Raw genomic sequence first — 18629 nt, 5'->3', positions numbered from 1 at the left:
GAAACTACGGACGCCGCAAGGCGTCAGCTGCACCGTGCCCGCCGATCAGCGTCTGCACGCCGTCGAGGTCCGAGGTCGGCTTGCCCCGCGTCGCGGGCTTCTGCTGACCGCCGGCGATCTCCGCCTCGAGCAGCAGCTTGCCCAGCAGCGCCGGGTCGGGCAGCTCCATCGGGTACTCCCCGTCGAAGCAGGCCCGGCAGAGCTTCTCCTTGGGCTGCGCGGTGGCCTCGATCATGCCGTCGATCGAGATGTACGCGAGCGAGTCCGCGCCGAGCGTGCGACCGATCTCCTCCACGGTCATTCCGTTGGCGATCAGCTCGGCCCGGGTGGCGAAGTCGATCCCGAAGAAGCAGGGCCACTTCACCGGCGGGGAGGAGATCCGGATGTGGACCTCGGCCGCACCGGCCTCGCGGAGCATCCGGACCAGCGCGCGCTGGGTGTTGCCGCGGACGATCGAGTCGTCCACGACCACCAGGCGCTTGCCCTGGATGACCTCCTTGAGCGGGTTCAGCTTGAGCCGGATGCCGAGCTGGCGGATGGTCTGGTTCGGCTGGATGAAGGTGCGGCCCACGTAGGCGTTCTTCACCAGGCCGGAGCCGTACGGGATCCCGCTGGCCTCGGCGTACCCGATCGCGGCGGGGGTGCCGGACTCCGGGGTCGCTATCACCAGGTCGGCCTCGACGGGCGCCTCGGCGGCCAGCTTGCGGCCCATCTCCACACGGGAGACGTAGACGTTGCGGCCGGCGATGGTCGTGTCCGGGCGGGCCAGGTACACGTACTCGAAGACGCAGCCCTTGGGCTTGGCCTCGGCGAAGCGGGAGGTGCGGATGCCGTTCTCGTCGATGGCGATCAGCTCGCCCGGCTCCACCTCGCGGATGAAGGAGGCGCCGCAGATGTCGAGCGCCGCCGTCTCGGAGGCGACCACCCAGCCGCGCTCCAGCCGGCCGAGCACCAGCGGGCGGATGCCCTGCGGGTCACGGGCGGCGTAGAGGGTGTGCTCGTCCATGAAGACCAGCGAGAACGCGCCCTTGACCTTGGGCAGCACCAGCTGGGCCGTCTCCTCGATGGAGAGGTCCGGGTGGCCCGCGAGCAGGGCGGTCACGAGGTCGGTGTCGTTGGTCGCCGCGGAGCGGCCGGAGCGCGAGACGTGCTCCTCACCGGGCAGCTCGGCCACCATGGCGGCGAGCTCGGCGGTGTTCACCAGGTTTCCGTTGTGCCCGAGGGCAAGCGAACCGTGAACGGTCGCCCGGAAGGTCGGCTGGGCGTTCTCCCAGACCGAGGAACCGGTGGTCGAGTAGCGGGCATGTCCGACGGCGATATGCCCGTGCAAGGACCCCAGAGCCGCTTCGTCGAAGACCTGGGAGACGAGTCCCATGTCCTTGAAGACGAGAATCTGGGAGCCATTGCTCACTGCGATGCCCGCGGATTCCTGTCCGCGGTGCTGCAGGGCATAGAGGCCGAAGTACGAGAGCTTTGCGACCTCCTCGCCGGGAGCCCAGACACCGAAGACGCCGCAAGCGTCCTGGGGGCCTTTCTCGCCGGGAAGAAGATCGTGGTTGAGTCTTCCGTCACCACGTGGCACGCCTTCGAGTCTAGGGCAGTTCCGTACGGCTTCCCGAACAGGGGAGCCCTCCGATATCGGGCGTTCCAATAGCAACGCGCGTAGACATAACCCCTTACCGATGGGGGCATTTCCGGCCCGGGAATTCGGCGGCCCTTGCGCGACCAGCACTGCACGGGGTCGGGCCGCTCGCGACACGCCGTCCGCGAGGGTCGGAACGTGACGCTGCTCACCCGGGCTTCACGCGGGGTTCACCGTCGCGGTGGGTGACGGCCTCAGGCCGCATTCGGGAGCAGCAGCGACCAGGCGCCGGCTTGCACCGTCCAGGTGCGGCTGTGCACCGGGCCGCAGGGGCAGCCGTCCGCCTCGTAGCCGAAGCCGGGGCCGGCCACGGTCAGGCTGGCCGCGCGCAGCCGGTGGGCGGTGCCCGGGCGGCGGAGCACCAGCTCCATCACCCCGGCGTCGGCCGGCAGGTTGACCTGGAGCAGCCGGACGGAGTGGTGCAGGTCGGCGAGCAGCCGGCCGTCGGCCTCGATCCGGAGCCGGGTGCGCTCCTCGTCCCGGCCGGGCGCCCTCCCCCGCTCGGCCGCAGCCAGTTTCGCCCAGAGCGAACGCAGCGGCGCGCGGCGGCCCCTCGGCTGGATCCGGACCCCGCCGAGCACCACCCCGCCGGCCTCGTCCACCAGCAGGTCGAACTTGCGCGCGCCGCCCCGGATCACCGCCCGCGCGGCCGCCACCGGCTCGCCCGGCACGCCCAGTGCGCGGGCCACCCCGACCGCTCCCGGCCGGCCCACCGGCACCACGCCGACGGCCTCCGCGCCGAGCTCGCGCTGGCGGTGCAGCGACTGGAGCACCCGCTGAAGTGCCTGATCAGAGCCGATCACGACCGGTCGGCGACGGCCACGATGGGCCAACAACCGGTCGAGTTCGGCTCCCGTTTCCGGCAGCGCCACCTTGCAGTCGGCTCCGCCGCGCAGCACGTCCCGGGCGATCCGCACCGACTCGCCGTCGGCCTGCCTGGCCGCCGGGTCGAGCAGCACGAGCAACGGGTCCGGCCCACCTGGAGAAACGGCACGGGATTCGGGCGTGGACAGGGACGACACGACCGGTCCTTCCTCAGGTAATCTCTCGGTGCAAGAGCCCCTTGCGCTACTGCGCCAGGGGCTTCGTCTATCTCGGGGCAGACTGCGGCCTACGCAGGATGCCCCAACCGGAAGGGGTGTACGCCTGTGCCGGCACTCGTGCTCGTTGGCGCTCAGTGGGGAGACGAGGGCAAGGGGAAGGCGACCGACCTGCTCGGTGGCTCCGTCGACTACGTCGTCCGCTACCAGGGCGGCAACAACGCCGGTCACACGGTGGTCATCGGCGATCAGAAGTACGCCCTCCACCTGCTGCCTTCCGGCATCCTCAGCCCGAACGTGACCCCGGTGATCGGCAACGGCGTCGTGATCGACCCGGGCGTGCTGCTCTCCGAGCTCAAGGGCCTGGACGAGCGGGGCATCGACACCTCGAAGCTGCTGATCTCGGGCAACGCCCACCTGATCACCCCGTACCACCGCACCCTGGACAAGGTCACCGAGCGCTTCCTGGGCAAGCGCCGGATCGGCACCACCGGGCGCGGCATCGGCCCGACCTACGCCGACAAGATCAACCGCGTCGGCATCCGCGTGCAGGACCTCTTCGACGAGTCGATCCTGCGCCAGAAGGTCGAGGCGGCCCTCCACGACAAGAACCAGCTGCTGGTCAAGCTCTACAACCGCCGCGCCATCCCGGCCGAGCTGGTCGTCGAGGAGTACCTGGGCTACGCGGAGAAGATCCGCCCATACCTCGCCGACACCACCCTGGTGCTCGACCAGGCCCTCAAGGCGAACAAGGTCGTCCTCCTGGAGGGCGGCCAGGGCACCCTGCTGGACGTGGACCACGGCACGTACCCCTTCGTCACCTCCTCGAACCCGACCTCGGGCGGCGCCTGCACCGGCGCCGGCATCGGCCCGACCAAGATCGACCGGGTCATCGGCATCCTGAAGGCGTACACCACCCGCGTCGGCTCGGGCCCGTTCCCGACCGAGCTGCTGGACGCCGACGGCGACGCGCTGCGCCGGATCGGCGGCGAGCGCGGCGTGACCACCGGCCGTGACCGCCGCTGCGGCTGGTTCGACGCCGTGATCGCCCGCTACGCGACCCGCGTGAACGGCCTGACCGACTTCTTCCTCACCAAGCTGGACGTGCTGACCGGCTGGGAGGAGATCCCGGTCTGCGTCGCGTACGAGATCGACGGCCAGCGGGTGGAGGAGCTCCCCTACAACCAGTCGGACTTCCACCACGCCAAGCCGATCTACGAGAACTTGCCCGGCTGGAGCGAGGACATCAGCAAGGCGAAGACCTTCGCCGAGCTGCCGAAGAACGCCCAGGCGTACGTGAAGGCCCTGGAGGAGATGTCGGGCGCCCCGATCTCCGCGATCGGCGTCGGCCCCGGCCGAACCGAGACCATCCAGATCAACTCCTTCCTGTAAGCGGCCCGCGCAGAGCCCCGTCCACCCCTCACCGGGTGGGCGGGGCTTTCGCATGACCTGAAGCCATTGCACTAGTGCAGGCATCTATTGTCTCTAGTGCAATGAGTGGCTACCGTGGGGACCATGACTGCGAAGCTGCCTTCCCGCGACACCGTCCTGACCGGCGACCACATCAGCCTGGAGCCGCTCTCCCTGGACGACGTGCCCGACCTCTTCGGCATCGCCGGGGGCGACGAGGAGGTCTGGCGCTGGCAGCTGGACTCGACTCCGCACACCGAGGCCGACATGCGGGCCCTGGTCGAGGCCCGGCTGAACGACGCGGAGTGCGTGCCCTTCGGCGTGACCGACCTGATCAGCGGCCGGGTCATCGGCATCACCTGCTACTTCGGCTTCAGCGCCAAGCACGAGGAGCTGGAGATCGGCGGCACCTGGTACGCCCGCCCGTACTGGCGCACGCCCGTCAACACCGAGGCGAAACTGCTGCTCCTGCGCCATGCCTTCGAGGAGTTGGGCTTCAGCCGCGTGATGTGGAAGACCCACCACAACAACGAGCGCTCGCAGAACGCCATCCGCCGCCTGGGCGCCAGCTACGAGGGCACCTTCCGCCGCCACCGCCGCATGCCGGACGGCACCTGGCGGGACAGCGTGCACTTCTCGATGCTGCGCGAGGTCGAGTGGCCGGAGGCCCGGGAGCGGCTGACGGCCCGCCTGGCCGCGGGCTAGCCCCCCAGGGGCGCGCGGACTGCGCGAGAGCGGAAGGCATCGGCCTGGCGCCACCGCTGCGCGCCGCTCCTCGCGCCCCTGAAAAGCAGATGGTGCGACCGGCTCGATAGCATCACCTGCCATGACGCCCTCCCCCACCCCCGGGCGCCGCCGTTCGGGTGCCGTCGCCCTGGGCATGGTCGGCACCCTCGCGCTGGCGCTGACCAGCTGCTCCTCTTCCTCCTCCGACGCGCCGCGGCGCTGCGTGGACCCGGGCAGCCTCAAGGTGCTGGACAACCACTCCTGCAGCGGCACCGGCGCCACCGGCCGCTGGTACTACTGCGGCTCCGGCTCGCTGACCGCCGGCGGCGGCACCTTCGACCAGGCCGCCACCAAGCGCGGCGGCTTCGGCTGCCCCTCGCACAGCGGCACGGCCGGGGGCTGACCGCCGTGCGCCGCCGCACCCGCCCGCCCCGCCCCGACTGGCAGGCCCAGGTGGAGGGCCAGGGCCTGATCTACGCGATCTGCCAGGACCCCTGCAACCAGGGCGGCCCGCACGCCTACTGGGACGAGAGCGCGTACTACGAGTTCTCGCTCCCCGAGGTGGAGGCCCTGGAGGAGGTCGTCGAGGAGCTGCACGGGCTCTGCCTCGACGCGGTCGAGCACGTGGTGCGGGAGCGGCGGTACGCCGAGTACGGCATCACCTCGCAGCGCGTCGCCGAGGTGATCGCCGAGTCCTGGCGGCGGCGAGCCGAACAACCCTCGCTGTACGGCCGGTTCGACCTCGCCTACGACGGCACCGGCCCGGCCAAGCTCTTCGAGTACAACGCCGACACCCCGACCTCGCTGATCGAGGCGGCCGGCCCGCAGTGGTTCTGGATGGAGCAGCTGTACCCGGCCGCCGACCAGTGGAACTCGCTGCACGAGCGGCTGGTCGCCGCCTGGGCCCGGCAGAAGCCGCTGCTGCCGCCCGGCCCGGTGCACTTCGCGCACTCGCGCGGGGACACCGAGGGCGAGGACTGGATGACCACCCTCTACCTCCAGGAGACCGCCGAGCAGGCGGGCATCGAGACCGTCGGCATCGCGATGGAGGACATCGGGCTGGACGGGCTGACCGGGCGGTTCGTCGACCTGGAGCACCGGTACATCCGCTCGGTCTTCAAGCTCTACCCGTGGGAGTGGCTGGTCGAGGAGGAGTTCGGGCCGCAGCTGCTCGGCGGCATCGACCTGGGCGGCGGCACCGGCTCGACCCTCTGGATCGAGCCGGCCTGGAAGATGCTGCTCTCCAACAAGGCGCTGCTCGCCCTGCTCTGGGAGCTCAACCCCGGCCACCCCAACCTGCTGCCCGCCTACCTGGACAGCCCGCGCGAGCTGGCCGCCACCGGCTACGCCGCCAAGCCGCTGCTCGGCCGGGAGGGCGCGGGCGTCCGGATCGTGGGGCCCGACGGCTCCGTCGACCGCCTGGCCGAGTGGGCCGGCGACCCGGACCGCTACGGCGCCGAGGGCCACTGCTACCAGCAGCTGCACCCGCTACCGGACTTCGACGGCCACCGGCCGGTGCTCGGCGCCTGGGTGGTGGACGGCGAGGCCGCCGGCCTCGGCATCCGCGAGACCGACGACAGCCTGATCACCCATCAGGGCGCCCGCTTCCTGCCGCACTTGATCACCTGACGGTTCGTCAGTGCTCCTCGGCCACCATGTGGTCGAGGCAGACCGCGATCGCCAGCAGCAGCGCGGTGTCCCCGCCCTCGTGGACGTGGATGCCGTACGCGTCGCGGATGCTGAACCAGCGCCGGGAGACCTGGGCCAGCTCGCGCCCGTGCTCGTCCTCGATCCGGTAGTCCCGGTCCAGCAGGTTGCCGTGGATCTCCAGCTCCCCGCCGGCCTCCAGCTCCACCTTGTACTTGTCCCGGAACGGCGTGAACAGCTTCTCCCGGACGGTCGCGATCACCTCCCCCTCGGCGTCCTCGATCTTCATCGCGTCCCGGACGGTCACCACCTTCTTCTTCACCACGGCCACCACCCGCCCGGCCTGGTCCTTCAACTCGAAGGTCTCCCGGAGCCGCAGCACCTTCCCGTCCACCAGGAAGGCCTTCTCCCCGCGCTCGTCCTCGATCCAGTGATCGTCCCCGAGCGAGAACATCCGCTCCTTCATCACGTACTTCACGCCGCAACCTCCGCACTGAGCCGGGACTGTCTCCCGCCATCTTGCCGCGTGACCGCGTCACAGGACCTTGAGGAAGGCCCCCATCTCGAGCATGTCCACCCTGTGCGCGTCACTGGGGTGCACGACGACCGTGAGCTTCTTGGCAATCAGCCGCTCACGGGATCTGGCGACAAATGACAGGATGATCATCCTGATCAGCACTTCCCGATCAACATGATCGATTCGAGCCATCTCGGACCCGATGACCGGCATCGCGACGGGCTCCCGCCGTCCGGAAATCTCGATCGCGCGCCAGAGCTCCCCCAGGCTCAACCAGAGATCATCCAAGCTCGAACGGACCGTCAGGTCATTGCCCATCTTCCCGTAGGCGGAGCAGTAGTACCTTCGCTCGCGCTCCGAGAGCACGGCCACCGAACCCACTGGATACCGGACCAGTTTGCCCGCCCGCTTCTGGGACCTGAGTTCACGGCTCGATTCCGAAACACCGGCGAGCGCCACCGAAAGATCGGCGTCCAGGCGCTCCCTGTCTCCTGAGTAGACCAGCTCCAAGAACTGCCCCTGAATACTGGTCCGCGATATGATGTTGCCCCCCGTGCAGTCCGTGTCGAACACGTCGTTGAAGCCGACGATCAAATGGCCGGGCTCGTCGAATAGATTACCGATCTTCACCTCCACCACGACATCAGGGCGACCGAGGGAACGAGTGACCCTGGTCCGGGGCATCGCACGCGCCAGAGCCCAGGCGAGCGAGAGCGCCGCAGTCGTCGCGGACGCCTCGAACGGCGGCACATCGATATCCGGCCAGAGCGCAAGCAGTGGCCGAATGGCTCCGGAGGCGAACCCGAATGCGATGGCAGTATCGACTGCGAGTGAACGCCACCACCGAAGTCTCCCGAAGGAGCGGCCAGAACTACGGAGAACGACAGGGATGGACAAGTTCACAGTACCCATTGCCTTGTGCGGTGACCACGACGCTCCGGTGAGGCGCCGGAACGGCCGACGACGCCAGGTTGCACAGCCCTACCCGCCCAGGGCGGCCGGGCGATCGGCCCACTGCTGCTTGAAATCCCGAGCCGCCGCATTCCATTCAGCCAGCGAGGGGTGAACGTCGAAGAGGTCTACGAGGCGCCCGTGGAGCTCATCGAGCACCGAATCGATCCCCATGTCATCTCCGATCAATTCCAAGCGCAGATCGCCCAACTTGCCCGTCACCTCACCGAGGGTCAATGGCGGCACCACCACGGGAATCGTACTTCTCTCCAGCACCCACGCAGCCCCCATCTCCATCACGCAGAAAGGCCGCTCCAAAAAGCTTTTGCTTATCAATTCGATGACCAGGTCGGATCGCATCAACATCCGACGCAGGTAGGTCCGTATCCCCTCGCCGGATGGGATACCGGTGGACCTTTCGGAGGAGCAGAATATCTGCCTCCTTGGCATCCCACCGAGCACGAGGAGATTCGTCATCCACCGAGCCACGTCCCCATCCTCCGAGGAGTGGCTTATGAAGATCATCCGATGCTCAGGAGCTCTACCCGGATCATTTCCGGCGGCCTTCGGTCGACCAGACGCCGAGGCGGCTGCACTACGTTCACGAAAGTCCTCCACTTCGCCGAGGAAGGCTCGATATGACTCCTCTCCACGGGTGAATGCCTCAGCGAAGGCCGCCTCGACCTTCAGCAGCTTGGAACTCCAGCCACTGGGTCTTCGATATGCATCTCCAAGGCCATGATCGTCGAAGAAGGACTCGATCTGTTCCCCTTTCAGGAGGGCCAACGATTCCCGAAGTCGCTCCACTCGTTCGGGACCCCAAGGATCAGACATGGACAGAGCGTAGCGAAACAAACCCGAGCTGTCAGGGGATTCCCGCCTTCCCTTCCGGCGATCATGTCCATCGATCACCAGTTCTCGCCCGAACTCATCAGCCAGGCCGAAACACACGCTTCCGTCACGCTTCCCCCGCACACTCCTCACCCGGGAACAGCCCGCGCCCCGATGGGGTTGGATGTGGCCATGGCATCTCGCGCGCGTGTACGTGCCCCTGAGTTGGTCGGGGCTGGTGGCTGGCTGAACACCGGAGGGAAGGAGCTGACGCTGGCGGACTTCCGGGGGAAGATCGTCATCGCGGACTTCTGGAAGTCCTACACAATGTAGGGATCTCCAGAGGGGGCGTGCATGCACCACCACACGCTGTGTGACCTGTACCTACGGCTGTCCTTGGACCGGGACGGCAAGACGGCGATCGAACGGCAGGAAGCCGATTGCCGCGCGTGGGCCGAGCGCAACGGCCTGACGGTCCGCAAGGTCCACATCGACCGGGGACGCTCCGGCTTCAAGGACGTTGAGCGCAAGGGGTTCGACTCCGCCCTTGCCGCCGTCACGGCGGGCGTCGTCGGGACGCTGATCGTGTGGAAGCTCGACCGGCTGTCGCGGAAGGGCATCGGCCAGGTCGGCAAGGTCTTGGACGACATCGAGAAGGCCGGCGGGCGCCTGGTGTCCGTCATGGACAGTCTCGACACCTCGAACGACTCGTCCCGCATGATCGTCGCCATGCTCGCCGAACTCGCCCGGTCCGAGTCGAAGAACCTCGGCACTCGGGTCGCCAGCGCCAAGCGGCACCTTCGGCGCAAGGGCCAGTGGATCGGCGGACAGCCCCCGTACGGGCTGCTGGTCGACCCCAGTACGAAGAAGCTGGTGCACGACCCGGAGACGGCCGTCTACGCCCGGCTGATCGCCGATGACGCCCTGGCCGGCCAGTCGCTGGTGAAGATCGCACGGCTGCTCAACGAGTACGACATCCCCGCCGCCCGAGGTGGGCAGTGGAACGCCGCCAGCATCATGAACCTGCTCAAGTCCCCGGCGTTCGCCGGTCTGATGCCGGAGACAGAGTCGGTCGAAACGGAGGACGGCGGAAGGAAGTTCACTGGTCGTGTCTTTCCCTACCGAGACCCCGAGACGCTGGACACCGTGAGCATAGGCGAAGGCATCATCACGGTCGGGGAGCGCGAGCGCATCATCCGCCAACTCGAATCCCGGACCTACGTCCACGCAGGGAAGCGCCGCCCGAAGCCCGACGGAACCGCACTCCTGACGGGCCTGGTGTTCTGCGACGTTCCCGGTTGTGGCCGACGGATGCACCGGGTTGGCGGCAGCTACCAGTGCATGGCTCGGCGGGCCGGCAACCAGTGCCCCGGCGCGAGCGCGATGGCTGACCGGGTGGACGAGTACGTAGCCATGCGCTTCCTGTACCTCCTTCCGGCGCTTGAGCCGGAGGACCCGCTCCTGGTCGCCATCGCCGACCGCTGGGTGAAGCGGAGCGACCCCGAGACCTTCGCCAAGCGCGATGCGATCAGCGGTGAAATCGCCGACCAGGAAGCCCGGTTGGCCGATCTGGAAGACGCACGGTACGTCCGGGGCGAGTTCGACCGACCAGGTGCCGTAGAGCGCTACGACCGGCTCGCCGACCGCCTACAGAGCCGAATCGACGGACTGCGCGCCGACTTGGCCGCGCTGCCGCTCCCCGCCGTGAACATCACGCCGCTTCTCGACTCCGAGCTGTTGCTGCCGGCGTGGGCGGCCTCGACACAGGAGCAGAAGCGGGACCGCCTGTCACTCGCCATCGACGGAGTCTTCGTCAGCAAGGGCGAACGCGGCAAGCGCTTCGTACCGGAGCAGCGGATTCGAATCGAGTGGGCGGAGATCGAGGAGCAGTAGCCCCGCTGCGCCCCTTTCGGCCCCGTCTGGCCCCCGTGCGGTCCGGCGGGGCTCTCTCGTGCTCGCAGAGGGCCGTACAGGCGCTCCATGGGGGTGGCGTAGTGGAGTACCGATCCGAGCCCCATCCACAGGCCGTGGAATACGGCGGCGGACGGAAACCCTCTGCTCCCCACAGCGAGTAGGGTCAGACCGGGAATCCTTCACGTTCCCGAGGGGGCACCGCCGCGTGGCTCGGGGCCGGCAAGCCGAATCGCAGGGAGCCAGGCATCCCAAGGGCTGAGATTGGCAGTGTCATTCGTGAAGATCAAGTGAAGGACTCGGTCCTGTATGTCCCACTGCGTGCACCAGTGACCGTCTTGCGTGGCAACCGTTGCACTCTACCTCTGGTGAAGAGAATCCGTCGCGTTCCGGAGCCTCGGGGCGTCCGGGGCGCCTAATTACGTAATCCGGTGCTCGGCAGCCAGGACCACCTACTCACGTGAGTAGGTGCCCCGTGCTGGCTGAGCCCTTCCGCAGTGGTGGAACCGGGGAAGTCGCCGCGCTCTAGGTGGGGCAGGGAACAGCGGACCGGATCAGGGTTCGGTAACGCTTCGCTGCCTGTATGTCCCGAAAGATCGTGACTGCCCGTTTCGGCGGGGGCCTCTCCCTCCCTACAGGGAGGTAGAGGCCCATGTCGGGGCGTGATCAGCGCACTTCGACGGGAAACCCCCGCCCTCCATATCCCAAAAGACCCGCCAGCCGGCCCGCGCTGCCTCTCCACGGTCACGGTGACGCCAACCACCGTGCCTTTCCTCCCGTCCAGGGACCATCAACGACCCCCGCAGGACCCGAATCACCCGTGTTGGCGCATGGGGTGACGGGTCACCTGCGGGGGTTTTCCGTTTCCCGAACAAGAGGACTCAACTTGTCTGAACAGCACATCTACCCTCCGTTCGGCCCGCAGGCGCGGCCCCCGATCGTCGCCGCCCACGTCAACGGCCGTTCCACATGCGGCACTTGGCCAATCACCATCCAGTGCCCGTACTGCCCCGCCGAACACCGACACGGAGGAGGCAGCAACCACCAGCCCCTCATCGGCGGCACTCTCGTCCCGCACTGCCGTGACACCGACTACCGGGGCCGTCCGGTGTTCGACGCCCGAGTGCTGCGCTACCTGCCGCCGTACGAGCTTGCCCCCGCCGATGCCGACATCGACTGGGAGCAGGAACGCGAATACGCCAGCGGCCTGCTGGAGGAAGCCGAGATGGAACTGGCGGACCAGGACACGGCAGCGGCGCCCCGCGAGACGGAGTCCGACCAGCTCATCGGCGTCCTGCTGGACGAGCTGCACCGCCGAACCGAGAAGACCGACCAGGCCGGCAAGCAGGGCCGCAACAGCGCCTACCTGGCCGCTTGGAAGGCCAAGCGCGACGGGGGCAGCCGATGACCACCGCACCCGAGACCGTACGACTGCTGACGCAGCGGGACGGCACCGACGTTGACCGGGCCGAGTTCATCGCCGACCGGGTCGGCGGCCAGCTCATCTACGTGGACGGGCCCGGCTGGTATGCGTGGGACGGGCGGCGCTGGGCCAACGACTCCAACCGGGACGCCGTGGCGCGCGGCATGGTCCACGACGTGTCCAGTGCCCTGCTCACCGAAGCCATCGAAGCGGGCAACAGCGAACTCATCGACGCGGGCAAGGCACTGCGCACCTCCCGGCTCATCTCGGCGGCTCTGCTGGAGATGCAAGCTATGCCCGGCATCCGGCGCAGCGTCGCGGACCTGGACACCGACCCGTTCGCCCTGACGTTCCGCAACGGCACCGTGGACCTGCGCACCGGCCGGCTGCGCCCCCACGATCCCGGTGACCTGATCACCCGCATGGTGGACCTGGACTACCGCCAAGACGCTGACTGTCCCAACTGGATTGCCTTTCTTGAGAGTTCACAGCCTGGTGACCCCGAGATGCACACCTTCCTGCAACGGCTGGCGGGATACGCCGTGACAGGCTCCACCCGGGAGGAGTGCCTGGCGTTCTTCTACGGCTCGGGGCGCAACGGCAAGGGGGTGTTCACCGAGACGCTGGGCAAGGTGTTCGCAGCCGTGACCACGGCGCAAGAGGCAGAGTTCTGGGAGAAGCAGCGCAACGGCCGCAACGGGTCGCTGGTGGCCAAGCTCCACGGCGCCCGGCTCGTACTGTCCAGCGAGATGACGGCCGCCCGGCTGGACGAGGCGTTCGTGAAGGCGTTCACGGCCGCCGACCTCCTCACCGCCAACCAGAAGTACAAGCCGGCGTACGACTTCACCCCCACCGCGCTGCTCATCATGTCCGGCAACGACCAGCCGACGATCAAGGGCACCGACGAAGGGATCTGGCGCCGGTTCCGGTGTGTCCCGTGGGACGAGTCGTTCGTGGGACGGGAGGACCAGGGGCTTAAGGGCCGTCTCCTGGACGAAGCGGAGGGCATCGCCGCATGGGTGGTCCGTGGGGCAGCCGAGTGGCACCGGCACGGGCTGAACGAGCCGGAGCGGGTTGCCAGGGCAACGGACGAGTACCGGGAGGAGTCCGATCCGTTCGCCGACTGGGCGGAAGCCAACTTCGAGGCGGCGCCGGACGGGTTCGTGCCCAACAGCGAGATCAAGCAGCGCGGCGAACAGCAGCACCCTCGACTCCCCGGACAGCCGCAAGCATGGTCCAAGGCGGTGGCCCGCCACTTCGGCGCGGAAGCGGGGCGGCAGCAGCGCGTGAACGGCAAGAAGGTGCGCGGGGTTGCGGGCGTCCGCCTGGTGGCCGTTCAGCGGGACGTATTCGGGCAACCGCGCTGACCGGCGGAAGCAGCAGGACTGGAACACTTGGGACGCTTGAAGGGTCGTTTCCCTAAACCTCCTCTACGCGTGCATGGGGAGAGTTACGGCATCGGACCCCAGAAGTGTCCCAAGTGTTCCGACCCTCGCCGCTGGCCACGATGCGGGTTACCCCGGGCTGCTCCGCAGTGGGTCCACCCCCAGGCGGGTACCCCCCTTGCTGCTCCACCCTGAGCGGCAGGGAGGGGGAAGGCTCGCATGGCTCATCGGGGCTTTCTGGTGGACCCGGCCCCCACGTTCTTAGCGACACGCACAGGTTGAGGGGTGGGGGTACCCGGGGGGTGGGTCAATCTCTGGGGGATCGAGCCACCCGGACCCGGCCCCCAGGTCCAGACACGTCGCCGCGAAATTGAGACCGGGGGGTCTCCGTGACGCCGGGTCACCCTCGGGAGTCGTCTCAGAAACGATGGTTTGTGCGACGGCCCCTCAGGGGCCCGCCTCGGGGTCGTCTCGGTGTTCAAAACCCATCTCAGAACATACTCGAAACCCCTGATGTTCTGAGACCAGTTTTGAGACAGTAGAGACATGACGACGAAGAAGACCACCGGCCACCTGATCGGCTACGCCCGAGTCTCCACAGACGAGCAGGAGGCGCAGCTTCAACTGGATGCCCTGGCGGACGCCGGCTGCTCCCGGGTCTTCATCGACAAGGCGAGCGGCAAGAGCAAGGACCGGCCGGAGCTTGCCGCCGTGCTCGACTACGTCCGCCCCGGGGACACGCTGTGCGTGTGGAAGCTGGACCGGTTCGCCTGTTCGCTGATCGACCTGGTGACGATGGTGGACGCCCTGTCGGCTCGGGGCATCGGCTTCAAGGTGCTGACCGGCGCACTGGCGAGCATCGACCCGAACACACCGGACGGGCGGCTCATGCTTCAGGTGGTCGGCGCCATGGCGGAGTTCGAGCGGTCGCTGATCAAGGAGCGCACTCAGGCCGGGCTGGATGCCGCGAAGGCGCAGGGGCGCATCGGAGGCCGTCCGACGGTGATCAGCGAGGACAGGCTGACGATAGCCCGTGCCCGCCGCGCCAAAGGGGAGAGCGTGAGCGGCATCGCGAAAGCACTCGGGATCAGCCGGGCGACGCTGTACCGCCACCTCGGGCAGGAGTGATGCGCCACCCGATGTGTCACCTCCTGCCCCCTGCCGCTACCACGGACAGTCCAGCGAGCCAACCACGCGCGAGATCGTTACCGCGAACGCCCCAATTGCTTCAACGCTGCCATCTATGATGAGCCATTGAGAATAATATGAAGTACAAGAATTGGGGCGAGGCTCGGTGATTCGCACAGCCGCAGATCTTCTTTCGGAAATTCTCCGCAAAGAGCTGCCCAAACTTGATCAGGTCCCCATAAAGCACGCCCCGACGATTGGGGACATGTACGAGGGACTGTCTTCTAGCATATTGAATCGCGCCCTTCCCGATGGTCTGGGGCTGCGAGTAGTGACCGGATTTGCCTGCGATGGCAATGGCCGCATTTCTGGCCAAATGGACTGCATGGTGGTAAAGGGAGAAGGGGAGAGACTGCCATACAGCGAAACTTACGTATGGCATGTTAAAGACATCATTGCCGTCATCGAAGTAAAGAAAAATCTTCACTCGGCCGAGCTTCGCGACGCATTCTCCCAACTCAAGACGGTCAGCGAAATTGAGCACCCTTATTATCAAGGTGCCGAGGAGCTAGACGATCCACATCGGAGCATGGGACCCTCAATCAGAACGTTCGCCGAGATGACCGGGCGGGCCGCCTGGGGAGCAGAAGGGATTGCCACCCTCTCATACGCAGAGGAGGCCATACTTAATGCCCTTGCCTTGGAGCAGGTTTCCGCAATCCGAGTCATTCTTGGAATACATGGGTTCAAGAGCGAGAAAAACTTCCGATCCTCAATGGTGGACTATCTTGAGGAGAACATTGGAAATGTCGGCTTCGGTCCGACGGATTTTCCGCAGCTGATCATCTCGGGCAGCTATTCTCTCGTGAAGACTAATGGGCGGCCATTCATGGCACCTCTGGTCGACGGCTGGTGGCCATTCTACTTCTCGACGCCAGAAAACCCACTGCAGCTACTGCTGGAATTTATATGGACGCGACTAGATGAAATGTATGGATTTGGCCAGCAACTTTGGGGAGAAGATCTTGAGATAGAGGTCGGCAGGGGCCTGTTGAGCTTCCGCGCCGTCCAGGTCGATGGGAGAAGTGGCTGGCAAGCGAGTGTGCATGAGGTCGACAATGAAGCGCTCAACAAGATTCCGGTAACTGAACAGTGGAGTCCCAGCTTTATCGGGGAGGAGGAATTTTCTTTGCTTATGCGGCTGCGCCAAGGAAAGGAAGTCCACGCCAATGACTCTGAAATGTTGTCATGGCTAGAGTCTCGCGGAATTGAATATGATAGCGTTCGCGATCGCCTCCTAGAGACTCGTCTTGTCGCATCTTATGGGCAACAACTAAAGCTCATCGCAAAGGAATGCGGGCTGGCAGTTCTCCCGACTGGTGAATATGTCGCCGCAGAGAACAGTACTGGCCGCTTGAACCGTTGGATCACCCGCTGGATGGAGTTGCGCGAACATGCTCCGAATAGGCAGAAGGAATGAAGTCCCAATAGATCCGGCCATTGATTGATAAGGGCTCGTTGCACAATCGTGGCACCGGTTTAAAGTTCTCGCCAGCAGATGAGAGGAGATGCGGGGGGAGACAAGTGAGCTGTAGAGGCCGAGGCATCGCTCCCAGCGGGTGGCAAAGCATTTACACTGGCCCGACAGGGTAAGAGCCTGCTCCATCGACAGCCTCTCGGCTTTATTTTCGAACTAAAGCACCACTGACTTTCCAGTCAGGGGGAAGTAAGTAGTAATGGCGACACTGCAACGGCCGAGGCCGTACTTGTTGCGGGTTAGCAGTCCTCCCTGCGCCCGGGAGAATAAGGTGGGAGTGCTGCGGAAGTTCCGCATGTTATCGTCTCGCGATCCCGGTTCCAGCATGCGCGGTACACGCTAGGTGTCATGCTGTTTCCTGCGCCCCCGAGATGCCAATTCAACTGATCGCCAGCCTAGTTGGCAGTTCAACATCCCCGAGAAAAGGGGGCGTTAAGGGGGGCGTAACGCTCATGAAGGGCACCTGGGCCATCGGTGGGGCACAGCGTGAAACCTCAAGCTCCGGCCGTGGACGGACGAAGGCTGCCCACGCTGTGGCGGAGAGTCGGAGCTACCGGCACCCGACCGGCCGGACGACGATCAGCCGGCTTCAACCCCACGCGACCAAAGTTCCTCCGCATGCTCGGCGAAGCGGTCGAACAGCCCCCCGTCCTCGGCCCGGCGCAGGTGCAGCAGGGGCGAGTCGTGGCCTACCAATCGCGCAAGATGCGGCGTGACGAGTGCCTGAGAGTCGAACCGGAACACGGACAAGCTCACGTGGTTCGTCGCGTCCTCGGGAGCGCTGAACCGACTCTCGATGCCCTCCACAGTCGTGAGCCGGCTCAGGTTCTCCAAGCTGATCCGGATGCGGGTCGAGACGGAGAGCGCAGTGTCCTCGATGGCCTCGCGCTGGCGTGTCGTCTCGCCGTCCGGGTCGCCCAGGAGGAAGCGAACTCGACACCCCTGCTCGGCCTTCCTGCGGAGCGTTGCGACGAAGTTCGGCTGCTCAAGCCAGACGAAGTAGTTGGTGTAACCCGCGAAGAACAGGTCTTCTGTCGCCTGTGCGACAAGCTCGGCCCACACCTCACTCGGACACGCAGACCGGTACGGGTACGCGCGGACCAGCTCGCGATCGTGACCGGTCTTGATCTTGTCTTTCACTATCTGCGGCCAGATCATCTCTTCGTCCACTCCCAGCGCCCTACAGGCGTCCTCGCGGTTCCTCGCGTGGGGGACGAGGTCGTCGTCAGCCAGCCAACGCTCGACTGTCTTGCCCGTGACCCCGACGCGGCCTGCCAGCTGGCGTGGGTTCAGGCCAGCAGCGGACATAGCCGATCGTAAGGCAGTGTTCAAGGCATCCCCCATGGACATTTGGGCGTTCTCCGACGCTACCGCCAAGACAAGCCAACTGTCCGGGCTGCGGGCCGAATTCGTCCGAAAGTGCATGCCAGCATGCGCCCACGACGAGCGCCGAGCGACACGGGAGGTCACCATGCCGACGCTGCTGAGCAGAGCCACCGCCAAGGCTCTGCCGACCAGTAGGACCATGCGGTACGAGGTAGTCGAAGCGGCAGGCTCCCACGTTCTCCGGGACGTGCTCCTGGACGACTTCTGCACCCTGCCCGACCTGGCGGGCCAGCCGGTGCTGCTGGCCTTCCCCAGCGCCTACCAGGCCCGCCTGTGGCTGATGACGGCAGATACCCGTCGGGCCCGTGCAGCAACCGAGGCCCGCATCAGGGCGCAGCAGCGGAAGCGGCCGACGAAGGCACAGGTCCAGCTGCTGCGGTTCGGGCTGTACCTGCCGCAGGACTCCTCCGCCGAGTGAGCGGTCAGCGGAGCTACGAGGAGGCCCGGGAGATGGCGCGGTTGCTTGCTGCCCGGTTGAGTCAACTGGCCGGCTACCGGGCGTCGACCACGTGGACGGACCGGCCGAGCCTGAAGGTGTCGGTCCGGATCACGCACGAGTTGGGCGGGCATCCGGAGCAGTCGTTGACCCTGCTCGATCTGATGCAGTCGGGAGACCGCTGCCAGCACCGGTACTCCGGTGACCCCAACGGGCCCAACTGGGTGGCGGTGGAGATCGACTACGTGATGCCGGAAGACCCGAAAGCAAAGAAGGGGCGGAAGAGTTGAGCGTGCTGGAGTTCTTCCCGTGGAGCTTCCCCGGACTGCACTGGGAGGCAGCGGCGGACCCGGAAGACGAGGTGCCGGAGGGGTTCGTCCTGGCGGAGGTGGGGTCCGGCAGGGTGGCCGTGGCCAACGTCGACAACCCGGGGGTGGTCCTGGTGGGCACCCCGGCGCACCTGGCGCAGCTGAAGAGGGCGTTCGAAGAGGGTCGCCTCGACTTCTTGCTCGCCCGGGAGGTTACCGAGGACGACTAGGACGACCGTCGGTTTCTCGTATCACCCCGGAAAGCCCTGTCTGTACGTCTCCACCTGTGGCGTGCGGGCAGGGCTTTCTCCGCGCTCAGGGTGCCGGCTCGGAATGCCGCCTGACATCGTG

At 66.6% G+C, this 18629-nt stretch carries 19 protein-coding genes; 13 read left to right on the top strand and 6 right to left on the bottom strand.

What is annotated here, in order from left to right; translation table 11 throughout:
• Nucleotides 1–4: 4 nt before the first annotated feature.
• The gene (gene purF, locus CFP65_RS20560; protein ID WP_104817554.1) at nt 5–1582 is read right to left on the bottom strand and encodes an amidophosphoribosyltransferase; all 1578 of its coding nucleotides are present in this window, start codon (nt 1580–1582) and stop codon (nt 5–7) included.
• 254 nt (nt 1583–1836) lie between these two features.
• Nucleotides 1837–2664: a diacylglycerol kinase gene (locus CFP65_RS20555; RefSeq protein ID WP_371682440.1), complete on the bottom strand. Its 828-nt coding sequence runs from the start codon at nt 2662–2664 to the stop codon at nt 1837–1839.
• A gap of 126 nt (nt 2665–2790) precedes the next feature.
• On the opposite strand from CFP65_RS20555, the gene CFP65_RS20550 reads away from it, so the two are divergent.
• The 4 genes from CFP65_RS20550 to CFP65_RS20535 all read left to right on the top strand — a co-directional run bounded on the left by CFP65_RS20550 (nt 2791) and on the right by CFP65_RS20535 (nt 6447).
• Nucleotides 2791–4074 carry an adenylosuccinate synthase gene (locus CFP65_RS20550; RefSeq protein ID WP_104817553.1) on the top strand — a complete coding sequence of 428 codons (1284 nt, stop codon included), beginning with the start codon at nt 2791–2793 and terminating at the stop codon, nt 4072–4074.
• A 123-nt stretch (nt 4075–4197) separates the two neighbouring features.
• Nucleotides 4198–4797 (top strand): GNAT family N-acetyltransferase, encoded by a 600-nt coding sequence (locus CFP65_RS20545; RefSeq protein WP_104817552.1) that lies wholly within the window; start codon nt 4198–4200, stop codon nt 4795–4797.
• Nucleotides 4798–4918: 121 nt separating this feature from the next.
• The gene (locus tag CFP65_RS20540; RefSeq protein WP_254552486.1) at nt 4919–5221 is read left to right on the top strand and encodes a hypothetical protein; all 303 of its coding nucleotides are present in this window, start codon (nt 4919–4921) and stop codon (nt 5219–5221) included.
• A 5-nt stretch (nt 5222–5226) separates the two neighbouring features.
• Complete coding sequence (locus CFP65_RS20535) at nt 5227–6447, top strand: glutathionylspermidine synthase family protein (RefSeq protein WP_104817551.1); 1221 nt, start codon at nt 5227–5229, stop codon at nt 6445–6447.
• Nucleotides 6448–6454: 7 nt separating this feature from the next.
• On the opposite strand, the gene CFP65_RS20530 is transcribed toward CFP65_RS20535, so the two are convergent.
• The 3 genes from CFP65_RS20530 to CFP65_RS20520 form a co-directional block, all read right to left on the bottom strand.
• Nucleotides 6455–6943 (bottom strand): LURP-one-related/scramblase family protein, encoded by a 489-nt coding sequence (locus tag CFP65_RS20530; RefSeq protein ID WP_104817550.1) that lies wholly within the window; start codon nt 6941–6943, stop codon nt 6455–6457.
• A gap of 57 nt (nt 6944–7000) precedes the next feature.
• The gene (locus CFP65_RS20525) at nt 7001–7732 is read right to left on the bottom strand and encodes a macro domain-containing protein (protein ID WP_104817549.1); all 732 of its coding nucleotides are present in this window, start codon (nt 7730–7732) and stop codon (nt 7001–7003) included.
• A gap of 231 nt (nt 7733–7963) precedes the next feature.
• Complete coding sequence (locus tag CFP65_RS20520) at nt 7964–8767, bottom strand: toll/interleukin-1 receptor domain-containing protein (RefSeq protein WP_158702281.1); 804 nt, start codon at nt 8765–8767, stop codon at nt 7964–7966.
• A 63-nt stretch (nt 8768–8830) separates the two neighbouring features.
• Here CFP65_RS20520 and CFP65_RS39110 point away from each other — a divergent pair, with 63 nt between their 5' ends.
• From CFP65_RS39110 to CFP65_RS39105, 6 genes are all read left to right on the top strand, one after another.
• Nucleotides 8831–9097, top strand: a complete 267-nt coding sequence (locus tag CFP65_RS39110; protein WP_158702280.1) for a hypothetical protein — start codon at nt 8831–8833, stop codon at nt 9095–9097.
• A gap of 21 nt (nt 9098–9118) precedes the next feature.
• Complete coding sequence (locus CFP65_RS20515; protein WP_104817547.1) at nt 9119–10657, top strand: recombinase family protein; 1539 nt, start codon at nt 9119–9121, stop codon at nt 10655–10657.
• A 1126-nt stretch (nt 10658–11783) separates the two neighbouring features.
• Nucleotides 11784–12083, top strand: coding sequence for a hypothetical protein (locus CFP65_RS20510; protein ID WP_158702279.1), 300 nt, complete (start codon nt 11784–11786; stop codon nt 12081–12083).
• On the top strand, nt 12080–13465 hold the full coding sequence (locus CFP65_RS20505) for a phage/plasmid primase, P4 family (protein WP_104817545.1): 1386 nt from the start codon (nt 12080–12082) through the stop codon (nt 13463–13465). Before CFP65_RS20510 ends, CFP65_RS20505 begins: the two co-directional genes overlap by 4 nt.
• Before the next feature lie 564 nt (nt 13466–14029).
• Nucleotides 14030–14611 carry a recombinase family protein gene (locus CFP65_RS20500; protein ID WP_104817544.1) on the top strand — a complete coding sequence of 194 codons (582 nt, stop codon included), beginning with the start codon at nt 14030–14032 and terminating at the stop codon, nt 14609–14611.
• 166 nt (nt 14612–14777) lie between these two features.
• The gene (locus CFP65_RS39105; protein WP_371682439.1) at nt 14778–16091 is read left to right on the top strand and encodes a DUF6602 domain-containing protein; all 1314 of its coding nucleotides are present in this window, start codon (nt 14778–14780) and stop codon (nt 16089–16091) included.
• 636 nt (nt 16092–16727) lie between these two features.
• On the opposite strand, the gene CFP65_RS20495 is transcribed toward CFP65_RS39105, so the two are convergent.
• Entirely contained in the window at nt 16728–17492 is a 765-nt protein-coding gene (locus tag CFP65_RS20495) for a helix-turn-helix domain-containing protein (RefSeq protein ID WP_371682541.1), read from the bottom strand.
• A 127-nt stretch (nt 17493–17619) separates the two neighbouring features.
• Here CFP65_RS20495 and CFP65_RS20490 point away from each other — a divergent pair, with 127 nt between their 5' ends.
• From CFP65_RS20490 to CFP65_RS20480, 3 genes are read left to right on the top strand one after another with little or no spacing between them, the layout of a single operon-like run.
• Nucleotides 17620–17952, top strand: coding sequence for a hypothetical protein (locus CFP65_RS20490; RefSeq protein WP_104817543.1), 333 nt, complete (start codon nt 17620–17622; stop codon nt 17950–17952).
• Nucleotides 17953–17984: 32 nt separating this feature from the next.
• Entirely contained in the window at nt 17985–18260 is a 276-nt protein-coding gene (locus tag CFP65_RS20485; protein ID WP_158702277.1) for a hypothetical protein, read from the top strand.
• Nucleotides 18257–18508, top strand: a complete 252-nt coding sequence (locus CFP65_RS20480) for a hypothetical protein (protein WP_158702276.1) — start codon at nt 18257–18259, stop codon at nt 18506–18508. The genes CFP65_RS20485 and CFP65_RS20480 overlap by 4 nt, the downstream gene beginning before the upstream one ends.
• Nucleotides 18509–18629 lie beyond the last annotated feature (121 nt).

Origin of the sequence: Kitasatospora sp. MMS16-BH015 (assembly GCF_002943525.1) — a bacterium.
Taxonomy (GTDB): Bacteria; Actinomycetota; Actinomycetes; order Streptomycetales; family Streptomycetaceae; genus Kitasatospora.
Note: the sequence above shows the minus strand (reverse complement) of the source record. Positions and strands in the feature narration are given on the sequence as shown.